Annotated in this window: 15 protein-coding genes; all 15 read right to left on the reverse strand. The window is 45.3% G+C overall.

Annotated features, from left to right (window positions below):
* Positions 1-4 precede the first annotated feature (4 nt).
* Positions 5-1918, reverse strand: a complete 1914-nt coding sequence (locus tag ACWGXJ_RS17640) for a beta-glucoside-specific PTS transporter subunit IIABC (RefSeq protein WP_452567275.1) — start codon at positions 1916-1918, stop codon at positions 5-7.
* Positions 1919-2024: 106 nt separating this feature from the next.
* Entirely contained in the window at positions 2025-2858 is an 834-nt protein-coding gene (gene licT / locus ACWGXJ_RS17645; RefSeq protein WP_069290091.1) for a BglG family transcription antiterminator LicT, read from the reverse strand.
* A gap of 585 nt (positions 2859-3443) precedes the next feature.
* The gene (gene moaA, locus ACWGXJ_RS17650; protein WP_452567276.1) at positions 3444-4460 is read right to left on the reverse strand and encodes a GTP 3',8-cyclase MoaA; all 1017 of its coding nucleotides are present in this window, start codon (positions 4458-4460) and stop codon (positions 3444-3446) included.
* 37 nt (positions 4461-4497) lie between these two features.
* Positions 4498-4731 carry a MoaD/ThiS family protein gene (locus ACWGXJ_RS17655; protein WP_452567277.1) on the reverse strand — a complete coding sequence of 78 codons (234 nt, stop codon included), beginning with the start codon at positions 4729-4731 and terminating at the stop codon, positions 4498-4500.
* Positions 4724-5167, reverse strand: a complete 444-nt coding sequence (locus ACWGXJ_RS17660; protein ID WP_039274531.1) for a molybdenum cofactor biosynthesis protein MoaE — start codon at positions 5165-5167, stop codon at positions 4724-4726. The genes ACWGXJ_RS17655 and ACWGXJ_RS17660 overlap by 8 nt, the downstream gene beginning before the upstream one ends.
* A gap of 86 nt (positions 5168-5253) precedes the next feature.
* Entirely contained in the window at positions 5254-6273 is a 1020-nt protein-coding gene (locus tag ACWGXJ_RS17665; protein ID WP_452567278.1) for a ThiF family adenylyltransferase, read from the reverse strand.
* Positions 6266-7420 carry a nitrate/nitrite transporter gene (locus tag ACWGXJ_RS17670; protein WP_452567279.1) on the reverse strand — a complete coding sequence of 385 codons (1155 nt, stop codon included), beginning with the start codon at positions 7418-7420 and terminating at the stop codon, positions 6266-6268. Before ACWGXJ_RS17670 ends, ACWGXJ_RS17665 begins: the two co-directional genes overlap by 8 nt.
* A gap of 165 nt (positions 7421-7585) precedes the next feature.
* A complete protein-coding gene (locus tag ACWGXJ_RS17675; RefSeq protein WP_452567280.1) occupies positions 7586-8116 on the reverse strand; it encodes a hemerythrin domain-containing protein in 531 nt (176 codons plus the stop codon).
* Between the two features lie 22 nt (positions 8117-8138).
* Complete coding sequence (locus ACWGXJ_RS17680) at positions 8139-8786, reverse strand: response regulator transcription factor (protein WP_023989699.1); 648 nt, start codon at positions 8784-8786, stop codon at positions 8139-8141.
* Positions 8787-8793: 7 nt separating this feature from the next.
* Positions 8794-9858 carry a PAS domain-containing sensor histidine kinase gene (locus ACWGXJ_RS17685; protein ID WP_039274412.1) on the reverse strand — a complete coding sequence of 355 codons (1065 nt, stop codon included), beginning with the start codon at positions 9856-9858 and terminating at the stop codon, positions 8794-8796.
* Positions 9859-10311 (reverse strand): GAF domain-containing protein, encoded by a 453-nt coding sequence (locus ACWGXJ_RS17690; protein ID WP_029515512.1) that lies wholly within the window; start codon positions 10309-10311, stop codon positions 9859-9861.
* 45 nt (positions 10312-10356) lie between these two features.
* Positions 10357-11040 carry a respiratory nitrate reductase subunit gamma gene (gene narI / locus ACWGXJ_RS17695; protein ID WP_081330765.1) on the reverse strand — a complete coding sequence of 228 codons (684 nt, stop codon included), beginning with the start codon at positions 11038-11040 and terminating at the stop codon, positions 10357-10359.
* A complete protein-coding gene (gene narJ, locus ACWGXJ_RS17700) occupies positions 11040-11606 on the reverse strand; it encodes a nitrate reductase molybdenum cofactor assembly chaperone (RefSeq protein ID WP_039274409.1) in 567 nt (188 codons plus the stop codon). The genes narI and narJ overlap by 1 nt, the downstream gene beginning before the upstream one ends.
* The gene (narH, locus tag ACWGXJ_RS17705) at positions 11599-13176 is read right to left on the reverse strand and encodes a nitrate reductase subunit beta (RefSeq protein WP_028542275.1); all 1578 of its coding nucleotides are present in this window, start codon (positions 13174-13176) and stop codon (positions 11599-11601) included. The genes narJ and narH overlap by 8 nt, the downstream gene beginning before the upstream one ends.
* Positions 13166-16840: a nitrate reductase subunit alpha gene (locus tag ACWGXJ_RS17710; RefSeq protein ID WP_452567281.1), complete on the reverse strand. Its 3675-nt coding sequence runs from the start codon at positions 16838-16840 to the stop codon at positions 13166-13168. Before ACWGXJ_RS17710 ends, narH begins: the two co-directional genes overlap by 11 nt.
* Between the last annotated feature and the right edge of the window lie 160 nt (positions 16841-17000).

Below are 17000 nucleotides of genomic sequence, written 5' to 3' on the forward strand. Positions count from 1 at the left end.
AAGATCAGACTACGACGGTCAATAAATCCTCTTGATACTCAATCGCCTTCTTCTCTGTTTCAATGACATCCAGGTAATTCGTAGTATTGGCAACGATAACAGGTGTGGTCAAAACATAACCAGCCTCTTTTATAGCTTCCATATCAAACTCCATAAGCAGCTGGCCTTTTTTAACAGCATCTCCCTGTTTCACTTTAGGATAAAAATGTTTGCCTTTTAATTTGACCGTATCTTTGCCTACATGGATGAGGACCTCAACACCGTGGTCACTTGTAATTCCAATCGCATGACCTGACGAAAATAATGATGTTAATACACCATCTACAGGTGAAACGACCTTACCTTCAGAAGGTTCAATGGCAATCCCTTTACCCAGAGCACCTGTCGAAAAGGCTTCATCTGTTACTTCAGATAAAGACTTCACTTCACCTTTTAATGGACTCATCACCGTCTCTTGTTTTACTAAAACTTCTCCTTTGGCTGCTCCTGGTGCGCTGTCTTCCTTTTTTGCTTCTTTCACTTCATCATCTTTAAATCCGCCAAAGAACATAAGCAAGAAACCTAATACAAAGCTTACCAGGATACCGATAACAGCCCCATAAAATCCGTTGTCTATTCCTGCCGGACTGATATAGCTCGGGATAGCGAAAATACCCAATCCACCAATGATGTAGCCTTTAGTTCCCATCATTCCTATAATACCGCCGCCTACTGCAGATGCTATACAGCTTAAAATAAATGGTTTCTTACGTGGTAATGTAATCCCGTAAATCGCTGGTTCTGTCACACCAAAAATCCCGGAGATGACAGCTGGAATGGAAAGTGATCTCAGTTTTACATTTTTGGTTTTAAACAAAATCGCCAGTACGACGCCTGTCTGAGCAAAGGAAGCTCCCAGCGTAGCCGCAAGAATGGGATCGAATTTAAGTACTGCTAAGTTGTTCATAGCGATAGGAACAAGTCCCCAGTGTAATCCAAAGATAACAAACACTTGCCAGAAAGCGCCCATGATTATGCCTTCAATAATTGGACTTAAGTTATACACAAAGAGGGTTGCTGCCCCAAGCAGTTGACCTGCCCAGGTCGAGAGAGGTCCAATCACAATCAATGCTAAGGGTACAATAACTAACAATGTGAAAAACGGAACCAAAAATGTTCTCACTACGCTAGGGATTACCTTTTTAAAGAAGTTTTCTATTTTTGAGCCTACATAGGTGGATATGATAATCGGAAGAACAGTTGACGCGTAACTCATCAAAATGACCGGAATACCTAAGAAGGTGATATATACTGGTGACTCAAATATAGTCCCGCTAAATAGAGTGTATAGTGGCTTGCCCGAAGCTGTTATCGTGCTAAATGTCGGATATACAAGCGATGCACCTATAGCCATACCTATAAAAATGTTGGCATTGAACTTTTTAGCTGACGTATACCCCAGGAAAATAGGAAAGAAGTAAAACAAACAATCACCTAAAGCATTGAGAATTTGATAGGTACCCGATGTAGTGGTCAGCCAGCCTAAAGCTACAAATAAGGCAGTGAAGCCCTTAATCATACCCGTGGCACTTAAGACACCCAACGTGGGTGTAAATACACCTGAAATGGTATCAATGAATCTATTGAACAAACTCGCTTTTTCACCTGAGGCTTCTTCTGAATCTCCTGTCTGAAAACCGCCTATAGCAGTAACATCAGCATAAACCTCAGGTACATGGTTACCTATAACAACCTGGTATTGCCCGCCACTCTTTACCACAGTGACAACACCATCCATATTTTTCAAAACCTCTGTATTGGCTTTACTTTCATCTTTTAGTTTGAAGCGCAAGCGTGTAATACAATGAGTTAGACTATTCACATTTTCTTTGCCGCCGACATTTCTGATGATGTCTTTTGCTAATGTCTCATACTTCATTGTAACTTCCCCTTTATTTGTATTTATAAAAAAAGGCGAAACCAAATAGATCAAATTCGATCTAGGTTGGTTTCGCCTGCATTACCAGTAACAATCCAAGGGTTATTCAATTTTGTCTTTGGGTCACACGCTGAATATGAATCGTTATATACAGCTTCTCCTCATCTGACAATACCGTATCCAAGTATTTCTCAATCTTCAGCATGCACCCATAGGCCTTTTTGTACTTTGCTTTCACTTGCCTCCACAAAAAATCGTCTTCCAGTTCTACTTTTTCTTTTTTATTTAATCGCTGAAAGAAGAATCTTAAATGTGTAATAAATCGCTCATAACTGATCGAGTGTTCATCTATGGTGGTATTATAAGAGTATTTAATAATATTCAAGATGTCGTGTATTTTTTGAGTTTGCTGAGCAACGTCTGCTACCTTGTTGTAGGAGCTGTTTACTTGAGCGTTGATTAAATGAAGAGCAATATTACCTGCTTCATCTTCTGACAATCGTTTGTCTGTTTCTTCTTCAATAAACTCCAGTGCTTTTAAGCCAACCGCAAATTCTTTGGGATAAAATTTTTTAATCTCCCAAATTAACGGATTTGCATTTTTAAACCCTTCATCAAACATTTTAAATGCATTGTTCATGTGATCCGTAAGCGAAACATATATATAATCGCTCAATTGTGCTTCTAATATGCTTTTTCCATATTCGATGATGTCATAGCATAACGAAACATATTCTGATGGAACATCCTCTAACAATAACTTGAATTTCTCTGAAGCATCTTTATGTTTAAGCACAAAGACCTTTTCAATTAGATGCTCTTCTACTTGTTCGCCTGCACTCTTTTTGAATGCAATACCACGACCCATAACAACAAATTCATCTCTTTTTTGATCTTTGGCTATTATGGCGTTGTTATTAAATATCTTCGTTATGATCATCTAACTGCCCCCCTTATCCCATCAAATTTAAAAAAGGATTTAGATGCTGGGCGAAATTTCAGATAGGTCACAAGACGGTAATAGCCGATCAAATCTTCGTCGTAAACAAATTCAAATGTATTGATTTACAACTTTATGTTATGAAAACGCATTCATAATAAGAGACAAAAGCCTTACGTTTTCCATCATTGATCTTGAGTGCTCCCAAACCGATCTGATATTCCGTTCTGAAAATGGATATAGTCGGTTAACCACGTCCCATGACATCATTTTTCGGATGTCGATTCGTTGGTCGACGTCATCATCTTTGTTGTTCAGCACTTGTAAGGCTTTATATCACTCACCTTTCTGCGTTATGGCTGGGCAGATATTCATATCATGCAGGATATCGTAAAGCTCGTATTCTAAAAAGAAAAGGCAAAACCCAACACATGGAAATTGAATTCCATGCCTCGGGTTTTGCCTTTTCAGTAACAATCCCAAAATCATAATAACATCGAATTTAAGTTTTGCCAACAAAAATGTTTGCGCTTTCTTTTCCGGAGCAACCACATCAAATACAGCACACGATCATGGTATAAAATGTCAGCCGCCAATGTAGGACATGTTAATCTTTTTTTTGTTGTTGGCTGTCTGCTCCGTACGTTCATCGGAATACCGATCTGTGCGTTGTTCCCATACTGAAGTAATCACATCGAGCAATTCCTGGTCATTCGCCCCGTTGCGAAGCATCTGGCGTAAATCAAATCCGCCTGAAGCAAACAAACATGTATAAAACCTGCCATCGCACGATAAGCGGGCACGTGTACAAGACGAACAAAACGATTCAGAAACTGAAGTAATAAAACCAATCTGTGCGTTGCTGTCTTTATAACGATAACGCTTTGCCACTTCTCCTAAGTAATCCCGATCCATCGGCTCCAGCTCGTACGCATTCTTAAGTCGTTCAACGATTTCTTTTTTGGTTAGTACCTTTTTGAAGCTCCATCCGTTGTCATTACCTACATCCATAAACTCGATAAAGCGAAGGGTTATTCCCTGCTCCTTAAAATAAGCAGCCATCGGCAAAATCTCCGAGTCATTAACGCCTTTTTGAACTACCATATTGATCTTGATTTCAAAGCCGATTTCTCTTGCATATCCGATCTGCTTCAAAATAACATCAGGCTTAATCCCCCGGCCATTCAACCGCCCAAATAGCTCGGGGTCGAGAGCGTCCAGACTGACATTAAGCCGTCGTAGCCCTGCGTCATAGAGAGGCTTAGCCTGCTGTCCTAGCAGCACACCGTTGGTGGTCAAGCCGACATCTTCCACTCCGTCAATGGACAGGATTTGGGAGACCAGGTCGGGTAGATTCCTGCGCATTAATGGTTCTCCGCCCGTGAGTCGGATCTTTTTTACGCCCAGGGATACAAAGAGCTTCGTCAGCCGGTGAATCTCTTCAAACGACAGACATTCATTTTGGGGAAGAAAGGCGTAATCGTCACCGAAAATTTCTTTAGGCATGCAATAGGAACAGCGGAAATTGCAGCGGTCTGTAACCGATATCCGCAAATCACGAATGGGCCGCTGCAACTTGTCTTTCAGTGGATGAAAATTCATACGCCCCCTCCTTTCTAGTTGTTTAGCATCGTTATCATTAGCCGCCGCTGACTGGGGGAATGAAGGCTGCAATGTCTCCATCCTGTAATACATCCGTAGACAACGCATACTCTTCGTTTATCGCAATTCGTACAGACTGGATTGGCATATCTGGATATTGATCTGTTATCCAATTGGATAAATCGCCTACCGTTTGGCCCGCCAAATCTGCCAATTCTTCTATTTTTCCCGTCACCTCACGGAGTCCCGCAAAGTAGTACAGCTTAATCATGACTGATCTCCCCCGGCTTTTTCTTTTGACCTCCGACCCACTGCGTTCCATCTTCCCAAATCTCTCGTTTCCAAATAGGAACTATTTCTTTAATTCGTTCGATCGCGTATTCATTTGCCTCATACGCATCCGAACGGTGAGGTGAAGAAACGGCAATGACAACGGCGATATCACCGATTTGAAGCTCGCCAATGCGGTGCGCGATTGCCACTCGCGTCCCTTCCCATTTCTGTTCGATTTCGCGACCAATCTCTGTGAGTTTTTTTTGGGCCATGGGGACATAGGCCTCATAAGCAAGGTATAAGGTTCGTACGCCTTGAGTCCATTCTCGTACGTGCCCTGTAAAAATAGTCACCGCTCCTGCTTCCGGCCTTAGGACATAATCCGCATAAGCCTGCGGGATAATGGGCTCCGTTACGATTTCAAATACACTCATCTTTTCCACCTTCCAGCCACCGGACAAAACCACTTTCCGGTGACAGACTCTTTTAAATGTTTCTGCTTTTTATATCTACATCTCATTTAACCGAACAGCTGATGATATAGTTTTTGACCGTTGGCAACACTCCGTACACCGTGTATGAGAAGCCTTCCGTTTTTGAATAAAATCATTCGATGCTTAAAAGCATAAAATTCAACGAAATAAGGGGTTCTTTTTACACGATCTGCTATAAGCCTGCCCATTTTCTCTGCATCATCGAGCGTGATCGGACGTTGTGGGTCTGGAAGAACCTGTACCACGTTCCGTCCGCACAGAGCCGTATACGCCGAGCGACGTGATGCTGTCAGTGCAGGAAACGTAGGATGCTCTCCACAGGTTGGACAATCTTGGTTACGGATGCGGGAAATCCCTATGTCCATCTGCGTATTCTCCCATAGATCAAAAAGATGAACCTTGCGGCGCATCTTATCACGCCTGCCGCTCAGCCACTTCATGGCTTCTGCACATTGGAGGGCAGCTGTCACCTGGACTGCGGGTGAGATGATTCCAGCCGTATCGCAGGTCTGATTGATCGCAGGCAACGATGGCAGAAGGCAGCGTAAACAAGCAGACTCTCCCGGCACGAATGGAAAAACAACGCCTGTGCTTCCAACACAGGCTCCGTAAATCCATGGAATTCCTGTCTTCAGTGCAGCATCGTTGATAAGCAGACGAGTTTCGAAATTGTCCGTAGCATCCATCAGCAATATACTTTTGCTGGCAAGTTCTTGAACAAGCTCGGCATCCAAGTTATCGAGATATGTGTGCAACCGCACGTCTTCTCGTATGGCTTTCAGCCTTTTTTCAGCTGCCATAACCTTGGGCAGCATTTCCGCGGCATCCTGCTCTGTAAACAACTGCTGACGTTGCAGATTCGACATCTCTACATAATCCCTGTCAACAAGATGAAGCTCCCCAACGCCCGCTCTTACCAATGTTTCGGCAATGGCGGAACCCAGTGCCCCGCAACCGATAATGGTGACGACAGCAGCGGATAGATTACGCTGCCCTTCGCCACCAATGGGTCTAAATAAGATCTGTCTGGAATAACGTTCATTCATTAGATTTTGTCCCTTGATAATACAGCCATATGACGAGGATCAGGCTAGCCAGCGCCACTTGGGAGAGGAGCATGAATCCAATGGAATATTGGCCAGTAGCGGCATGAATCGTCGATAACAGGATCGGAGGGAAAAAGCCACCGAGACCGCCCATCATGGATACAATTCCGTTAACTATACCTGCTTGTTTATTAAAATAAAATGGAACTAGCTTGAAAATGACGCCGTTCCCCACTCCAGCACTTACAGCGATCGCCAAGCAGCCTACTGTATACAGGGTAATCCCTGGTGAAAAAGCCAAAAGAATCGCAGCGACCGTATAAACTGTGAACGTGCCTACCAGCAGGAACAGGGGCTGAAACCGATCCGCCAGCCAGCCACCGATGGGACGGAAGAATGTGGCAATCGCAATAAAGCCTGCTGTACGCATCCCTGCATCCACTTTAGCCAGCTCAAAATTCGATACCAGGAAATTCGGCAAGTACACCGTAAACGCTACAAATGAGCCAAATGTAATAAAATAAAAGAGCGAGAAAAACCAAAGCTTTTCATTTTTGTAAACCCCTTTGATCTGTTCCATAATAGGCGTCTTTACTTTAGCTTCATGACGATCCCCTAAGAAGAAATTCAAAACGATAAAAACAAGCAGCAGAATGAGATACAGCTTCACTGTAAGGGCCCAGCCAATTTGTGTAGCCACAATAGGGGCCGAGAAGGTAGTGACGGCTGTTCCCAAATTCCCTATACCATACATTCCATTTACAAACCCATGTTTTTCCTTTGAATAATACTTCGGTAGCGAAGTCACCCCAACCGAGAACACAGCTCCTCCAATCCCAAGGAACAAGCCACCGATAATTAAATCCATCATCGTAGAAGCTTCACTGATATAGTAGACGGGAAACAAAAGCAAAATAAAGCTAACGAGAAAAACGATTCTTGCTCCGAAGATGTTGGCATAATAACCAAGCGGAATGCGCAGAATCGATCCAAGCACGACCGGAATCGCCGTAACCATGGCCAATTTTCCGGGTGGAATAGCAATATCCTCCGTAATGAACGGCATAAGCGAAGAAATGATAACCCATACCATGAATCCAAGAATCAAGTTCAATGTTTGTAGCGGCAACTGCATTTTTCTAATCATTTAACTCACCTTTTCAACGTTTTTTCTGTCGAATTATTATTTGAATTTTCTGTCCCCATTGTAGCCGCTAGCCGATCCATTCGAATATAGGGGACTCCCCTTTACCTGACAGGGGACTCCCTGAAAATATAAAAAGCCGCTTCTATAGGAAGCGGCTTGGTCAATTCAAGAGATAAGCGTATTTAATTTGTCACATAACTTGGTCAGATCATTCCGATTGATCTGTTGCTCTGCCATAGGAAAAAGTACGGTTTCTTCTTTTATAAAATGTACAGTCAGGACTTCGAACGCCTCTCCCGCGTTCTTGGTCGCCTCCTGAATCTCATCAAGCGTGAGCAAACTCAGATCGCCCTCCGTTTGATAAAGAAAATGATCGATATAGCCCTCTATTTCACGGTGCTCCTCCTGTATACCGACGAGCGGTCCCTGCTCAAAACCAATGTAGGTTCCTAGCATAGAAAAGAAGTGTTCTTCTTCCTTTTCGGTATGTTTCTTGAGGGGTACCCTAAAATCGATAATCTGCGTTCTCAGTTTTTCCAGTTGCTTGCGGCCTTCTTCCAAATCTAGTATTCTGTGCTGCTCAAACCACAATACAATGGCATGCCATTCATCCATCAGATAGGTTAGATAGCGATGCTCATTTTCAAGAATACGCATGGCAGGTTTGGAAAAGCGCAGTTTCTCATTTTCCAGCACGCGGATTTCCTCCATTCATCGGCTAAAAATCCAGCATTTTTTTCTTTAATGCATATTGGACCAGTTCAGGCCGGCTTCTTAAATTCAATTTTTCCATGATCTTCGCTTTGTTCGCTTCCACCGTCTTGACAGAGATGAACAGCTTTTCCGCAACTTCCTTGTTACCGTAACCTTTTGCGACCAGAGGCAGAATCTCCAGTTCCCGCTTGGACAGGATCTCATAAGGATCTTCTGATTGTGACGTTGTATCTTTTTTGATGAACTCACGAACGAGAGAAGTAGCCATTTTAGGATGGATATAAGTCCCACCCCCATGAATGGTTCGTATGGCAAGTAATAGCTCCTCATCTGGAGCATTTTTCAAAACATACCCTGAAGCACCATTCTTCAAAATATGAAAAAGATATTCTTCATCGTCATGCATGGTCAGAATCAGAATTTTAGTATCAGGGTGGTCTTCTTTAATCTTGCCTGTGGCGATCAATCCACTCTCGCCTGGGGGCATGCTGAGGTCCATGATCAGAATATCTGGACGATATTTAGCTACCATTGTATACGCTTCAATGCCGTCTGCAGCCGTTCCGACAACCTCCATATCCGATTGGAAGTTCAAAATCATGGAAAATCCGCTCCGTACAATTGCATGGTCATCCGCTAACACAATTTTGATCACGTCTTTACTCCTCCTCATGTCCAATCGGAATTTTTAAAAATACTTTGGTTCCTTGACCAACATTTGAAAGAACGCCAAAACTTCCACCTACCAGTTCTGCTCTCTCCTGCATGCCATATAAACCAAGTCCCGTTCCAATAGGATTGCTCCCCTTTTCAAAGCCAACCCCATCGTCCTCTACAGTCAAACGAAGCGTATGATCGTGCTCAGACAAAGAAACTTTAACCATATCTACCTGGGCATACTTCAAGGCATTGAGAACAGCCTCCTGGCAGACACGGTAAATGACCGTTTCCTTTTCACTTCCATATCGCTTTTGGGGAAGATCCGACACAAATTCAACGACAAGACCAAAGCTTTGTTCAACCCTCTTAAAGTGGGAACGAAATGCCGCTTCAAGCCCAAAATCATCAAGTGTGGCGGGGCGTAGTTCCACAGACAGGTTGCGGATATCATCCAGCAATCGCGTCATGGATGCTTCAGTCTGCTTCATGTTTTTGATGAGCTGTTCATCATTCGTCATGTATTTTAACACCCGCAGCTCAACAACCGCACTCATCAATTCCTGGGCGACGCTGTCGTGCAGTTCCCTGGAAAGCCGTTTACGCTCATTTTCCTGCGCTTCAATGACATGCTTCATCATTTTGTTTTGATACAATTTTTCCTGCGTCTGAAATTGCGGAGTCAAGTCCCTCAACATCAACACCCTTGTTCCATGTTCAGAATCAATGGTGTGAAAAGAAGCGGCATAGGGGATCATTCCGTTGCTCTTTGTTTCCAGATAAACCTGAAAAGAAGCGAAATCCTTGGATTCTGGCATATTGAAATAACAATCAAGGCAGGTACGGGGCTCCGTTTCGCTTGTATAGCCCCTGCATGTTCCACACAAAGCTTTTTCCTTCCCTTCATAGAGTTGAATGAGGACGTCATCGCTCACAATCTCCTCCGCTGCCGGGTTCATAGCTAGGGTGTTCCCTTGCCCATCAAAAAAGAAAATGGCTTCTGTACTGTTCTCAAACAACTTCACCATTAGCGCATTCAAAGAGCCAGTCCCTACAGATAATGTCAATTACATCACTTCCTTCCCGTTCAACTCTCCAAATCCCCTATGCGCCAAAGCTTCCAAATCACGCATCATGGCTGCGGTCATCAGCAGTTCTTCCCGAAATCCACCAAGCAGTACGCCCGCGACGCGAGCATCATTCCATAGGGGAACAGCCCCGAGACTCTTGAGCTTCTCGGATTGAACGATCGGGTAGTTAAACAGGTTGTCTGCCCCCACATATTGATGAACAGATGGAATGAAAACGGATTTCCCAGTTTTGAACACGACTCCTGCTATGCCCTTTCCGGATTGCAGTACAATTCGCTTAAAGCGATCATTTAAATTACCGGCTGCATTTTTCCATTTAATTACGTATTGATATTCGGCCGGTTCAACCAGAGCAAGCGCCATGAAATCATAACCGAAATGTTCGCGTATTCGCTCAAGCTCCCTTTGATAATCCATCCTATTATTCATCGCTCTCTCCTAATAGAATTAGGAAAGAAGGCAGAGCCCGCTTTCCTAATTCGATTTATGTCTTCTGTAAAGGATATAACTTCTGCGCACATAATTCAACGGAACACTCCACACATGTACAAGCCGGGTAAACGGCCAGAATGCAAAAATCGCAAAGGCCATAAGGATATGAAGCTTGAAGGACATCGGTACGTCTCTCATCAGTGTCGGGTCGACACGGAATATGAATAAACCGCGGAACCAGATTGAGATCGTCTCTCGATAATCGAATTCTGGCTGTACCGCATTCGTTACGAGAGTCGCAAACATCCCCATGCATACAATGGCCAAAAGCAATACGTTTACGATCAAATCAGACGCTGTACTTAAACGGCGCACATTGCGTATTGTAAAACGGCGAGAGGTGAGAATCAACATACCGAGGAACGTCATGGCTCCGAATATACCACCAATATAAACTGCCCCAATATGATACAGATGATCATTTACACCCAGTGCATGCATCCAGGTTTTCGGTATGCCCAGACCGGACACATGCCCCATAATAACCGGGATGATACCCAGGTGGAACAAGAGGCTTCCGATCATCAATTGTTTTTTTTCAATAAACTCACTTGATTTCGCTGTCCAATTGAACTGGTCGTTTCTGTAGCGGAAAATATGGCCTACAATAAAGACGACCACGCACATATAAGGGAAAATGACCCATAAAAACTGCTCTAGCATCATCATTGCGCGGCCGCCTCCTGTTCTACGCAAGCTTTAAGCGTTTCGCGCAGTCCCTTCACCAGATGAAAATACGGGCTTTCCATTTTTTCCAGTGCTTTAAGCAAATGATATGTGCCGTCTTCCAGGATCGCGATTGGCATGCGGAAGTTTTCTGTCGTCTTCGGATCTTGCGCCCATTCGGCGGCATACAGAAATTCACACATGAGCGGAAGGTAATCTGGCAGCTCTCCATCTGGCATTTCAAGACCGTACATCTCATATAGCACCTTTAACTTGACCAACATTTGTCCCCGTTCTTTTGCATCTTCGAATTTAAAGTAAGTCATATATAGTGCACAATTCTTTTGAAAATCAAAGGTTTCCGTATACATTTCCTGAATCTCTTCCATACTGAACTCTTGCATAAGGGACCAGTAGGTGTTCGCATACGTATATGCCGGATGGTTCGGATCAAACGATGCTTCCAGAAAAGCTGGATGAAAATCCAGCTTTTCCGGGTACATGAGTTGCTGAGCGAAAAACCCGAATGATGGCTTGCATTCATACAACTTCGCTACATTAATCACGCCAAATACCCCCGTAGAAGTTTTCTTCATACATTTCTTTGCCCGTTTTCAAAGGCTCTTCCATCCCCATCGAACTTGCCATACTACAGCCGTCACATCCAGAGCCAGAACCCATGTTTCCCATGGTATCGCCGTAACCAGCAGATCCTTGAGCCCGGTACGGATTCGAATATCCTTCTTTATGTGATGTCGGAATGACGAAACGATCCTCATACTTGGCAATCGCCAGAAGTCGATACATCTGCTCAGTCTGCCGCGGTGTCATGCCGATGCGCTCAAGACGGCTTTCATCGAAAGATTGTCCTGTGGATTGGGCACGCATATAGGAGCGCATCATAGCCATTCGCTGCAAGGATTCCTTCACAGTTTGCGTGTCGCCCGCTGTCAGCATATTGGCAAGGTACTGAATAGGGGTGCGCATCTCTTCGATAGCCGGAAAGATCATATCGGGATTCTCAATTGAGTCTTTCCCTTCAAAGTAATTCATGATCGGACTGAGTGGTGGCACATACCAGACCATAGGTAATGTGCGGTATTCCGGATGAAGCGGGAATGCCAGCTTGTGCTCAATAGCAAGCTTGTAGACCGGCGAGTTCTGCGCTGCTTCAATCCAGTCCTCCGAGATACCGTCTTTTCTCGCTTGAGCAATCACTGCCGGATCACTTGGATCCATGAACAGGTCGCATTGCGCTTTATAAAGCTCTTTCTCATCCTGCGTAGAAGCGGCCTCAAGCACTCGATCCGCGTCATACAGCATAACGCCGAGGTAGCGAATTCGTCCTGTACATGTCTCGGAGCAGACTGTCGGCAGACCAGCTTCCACACGTGGGAAACAGAAGGTACATTTTTCCGCTTTGTTCGTCTGCCAGTTAAAGTACACTTTTTTGTATGGGCAGCCCGTCATGCAATACCGCCATCCACGGCAGGCTTCCTGATCCACGAGCACGATTCCGTCCTCGTCCCGCTTGTACATGGCGCCCGAAGGACATGACGCGACACAGCTTGGATTTAGGCAATGTTCGCAAAGCCGTGGGAGATAAACCATGAAAGACTTCTCAAAGTTAAATTTAATCTCTTCTTCGATTTTCTGAATATTGGGATCAAGCGGACCCGTTACATGCGCACCCGCCAGATCATCTTCCCAGTTTGGACCCCATTCCAAATCCATTTTTTCACCCGTTACCGCAGAATGCGCGCGTGCCACAGGTGAATGCTTCTGTTCGCCAGCGTTGGTCAGTTGCTCGTAATTATAAGTCCAGGGCTCATAATAATCTTTCATTTCCGGCATGTCTGGATTGTAAAAAATCTTACCCAGTGCTATCTTGGACAGCTTGTTGCCTGACTTCAGTTCTAGTTTCCCTTTGCGGAGCTGCCAGCCCCCTTTATATAATTCCTGATCTTCCCAGCGCTTCGGATAACCGATACCCGGTTTGGTTTCCACATTGTTAAACCACATATATTCCGCACCTTTGCGGTTCGTCCAGGTTGTTTTACATGTCACGCTGCACGTATGACAGCCAATACACTTATCCAGGTTCATGACCATGGCAATTTGAGCTTTAATCTTCAAGCCAGTTAACCTCCTTCATTTTACGTACCGCAACGTACACATCACGCTGGTTGCCGATCGGACCATAATAGTTGAATCCATAACTAAGCTGAGCATATCCACCGACCATCTGGGTTGGTTTGAGATGAATTCTTGTAGGTGCGTTATGACTACCGCCGCGTGTATCCGTGATTTCGGAGCCTGGCACTTGAATGTGCTTATCCTGAGCATGGTACATGAACATCGTTCCTCTTGGCATCCGGTGGCTGACAACAGTCCGGGCGGTTACGACGCCGTTACGGTTGTATACCTCTACCCAGTCATTGTCGGCAAGATCATGTGCCTCTGCGTCTTCGTTGTTGATCCACACCGTAGGACCTCCGCGAAACAGTGTAAGCATGTGCTGGTTATCCTGGTAGGTAGAGTGAATATTCCATTTACCGTGCGGTGTCAGATAACGGAGCACGAGTGAATCTTGCCCGCCTTTTATTTCCCGATCGCGAGGGCCGAACACCATCGGCGGCAGCGTCGGTTTGTAGATCGGCAATGATTCCCCAAATTGTTGGAAAATCTCATGATCAATATAGAAATGCTGTCTTCCCGTCAAAGTACGAAACGGAACGAGACGTTCAATATTCGTTGTAAATGGTGAATAGCGGCGTCCCTTCTTGTTCGATCCAGTGAATACTGGTGTCGGTATAACTTCCCGTGGCTGCGCCGTTATACTTTGGAAAGTGATCCTTTCCGCTGCCCGATCGGCCGAGATATCTTTGAGTTCCACACCGTGAAGTTCTTCTGCCTGCTCATAAGCCTTTTGCGACACCCGTCCATTAGTCGCGGATGAAAGGTGAAGAATTGCATTGGCTACTTGGCGAGCTGTCTGGATTTTGGGCAGCCCGTCTTTAATGGATTCATCGTAATAAACTCCGTTCAACTTTTTCATTTCCTCATATTCGTCCGCTACGGAGAAGCTGACGCCATGCGCACCTGCTTTCCCACTAGTCAAATTCGGACCGAGTGAGATAAATTTATCGTGAATTTTAGTATAATCGCGTTCGATGATGCTGAAATTCGGCATGGTTTTACCCGGAGTCGCTTCAATCTCGCCCTTCGTCCAATCCTTTACAAGACCCATCGGCTGTGAAATTTCGCCTATACTATCGTGTGCGAGCGGCGCAGTCACAAGGTCTTTATATATGCCTGGCAGGTACTCTTTTGCCATATCCGAAAAGACTTCCGAAAGCTGGCGGTAAATATCCCAGTCCGCGCGGGATTCCCACAGAGGGTTAACAGCCGGATTAAACGGATGCACGAAAGGATGCATGTCTGTTGACGACAAGTCTGTTTTTTCGTACCAGGTTGCCGCAGGAAGCACGATGTCCGCGTACAATGGAGTTGTTGTCATCCGGAAATCAAGTGCAACCATCAAATCAAGTTTTCCTTCTACATCTTCTCTCCAGACAATTTCCTCAGGTTTCTGTTCTTCGTTCGGCCGGGCAAGCAGGGCATCAGATGCTCCGAGTAAATGTTTCATGAAATACTCTTGTCCCTTCGCCGAACTGGAAATCAGATTTGACCGCCAAACAAAGAGTGAACGCGGGAAGTTCTCGGCTGCCCCAGGATCTTCTACAGCGAAGCGTGTCTTACGTGATTTAATCTCTTCCACAGAATGATTGATGATGTCCTCGTTGGACTTCTTGCCTAATTGTGCAGCCTCTTCGGCGAACAGCAGACTGTTTTTATTAAACTGTGGATAAGAAGGCAGCCAACCCAGACGTGCTGCGAGCACGTTGTAGTCTGCTGGATGTCTGTAACTGACATCCCCGCCAATCGGTGACTTCAAGGTGTCTGTTCCACTTTCTTCGTAACGCCACTGCTCTGTTGCAAAGTAGAAAAACGATGTAGCATTTTGCTGCCGAGCCGCCCCTTGCCAGTCTTTTGCAAAAGCAATCGTTGACCAGCCTTCGATTGGGCGGAGCTTTTCTTGACCCACATAATGCGCCCAGCCTCCACCGTTTACACCTTGGGAAGCAGTCAACACGACAAGATTCAAGATGGACCGATAGATCGTGTCACTATTGAACCAGTGGTTGATACCCGCACCCATAATAATCATGGAGCGACCTTTAGTATCGATAGCATTTTGGGCAAATTCCCGAGCAATCTGTACCACAACAGACGCCTTCACACCTGTGACCTTCTCCTGCCAGGCAGGGGTATAATGCGAAGCTTCGTCGTAATAATTTTTGGCGTTATGAGGGCTGTCATTGCGTGCGACACCATACTGGCTCATCATCAAATCGTACACAGTTGCTACGTAACGTTCCGAGCCATCTGCCAAGCGTACTTTTTTGGCCGGAATTACACGTTTGAACGTTCCATTACCGGCGTTATCAAAGTAAGGGAATACGATTTCTTCCCATTGCTCGCCATGACCTTCCACAGTGAGCGCGGGCTCAACCTTTGTTCCATCTTCCCGTTCCAGAATCAGGTTCCATTTCTTATCCTGCTCCCAGCGCTGTCCCATCGTACCGTTCGGGACCAGCATTTCCCCCGCCGCTTCGTCATATATGACCGGCTTCCAGTCCGCATGCGGCGAAGCATCCCCCAGGTCACTCGCCCGTAGAAAACGTCCACCTTTCCAGGCTCCCTCGTGTGGATCAAGCAGAATCATAAACGGCATATCCGTATATTGTTTGGCATAGTTAATGAACATCGGTTCTTGGCGATCTTTGTAAAACTCATCCAAAATAACATGCGTCATAGCCTGGGCTACGGCAGCATCTGTACCCGGATTTGGGGCAAGCCAGTTGTCAGCGAACTTCACATTCTCCGCCAAGTCGGGAGCCACTGATACGACTTTTGTTCCCTTATATCGTACTTCCGTCATAAAATGAGCGTCTGGCGTCCGGGTAAGCGGTACGTTCGATCCCCACATAATCAGGTAACCCGCATTGTACCAATCAGAAGATTCCGGTACATCCGTCTGCTCACCCCAAATTTGAGGAGATGAAGGAGGAAGGTCGGCATACCAGTCATAAAAACTCAACATCTGCCCACCCAGTAGCGAAATGAATCGAGCTCCTGAAGCGTAGCTTATCATTGACATCGCCGGGATTGGCGTAAAGCCCGCAATCCGGTCAGGACCGTATTTACGAATGGTATAGATGAGTTGTGCCGAGATCAGACGCAGGACATCGTCCCAAGTGACACGGACATGACCGCCTTTTCCGCGAGCTGATTTGTAGAGCTTGGCTTTCTCCGGATCTTCCACAATACTTGCCCATGCTTCCACCGGATTGGCATGCTCCTGGATAGCCGCCTGCCAAAGCCGCAACAGCTTACCGCGCATATAGGGATATTTAACGCGTAATGGACTGTATTCATACCAGGAAAATGTAGCCCCACGCGGGCATCCCCGCGGTTCAAATTCTGGCATATCTACACCGCAGGAAGGATAATCGATCTGTTGATTTTCCCAGGTAATGATGCCGTTTTTGACAAAAACCTTCCAACTACAGGAACCGGTGCAGTTCACTCCGTGAGTCGTCCGAACCACTTTGTCATGAGACCAACGCTGACGATACACGTTTTCCCATTCTCTATTTTTTTCCTCAAGGATTGACCAATTTCCCGAATAGCTTTCGATCGGTTTAAAAAAGTTGAGGTTGTATTTCTTTTTCATCGATGACCAACACTCCTTTTTAGAAAGAATCATCCCAACGCAAGTTCCAAGGGAAGACTCATTCGCTTACTCTCATTATGTAATTCATTCATCTCTGTTCCCATTAGGGAATGTCCTATAGCGCTACAGGAAATCCCTCGTTCTATGGAAAGATACAAAA

The organism is Paenibacillus sp. S33 (assembly GCF_053615415.1).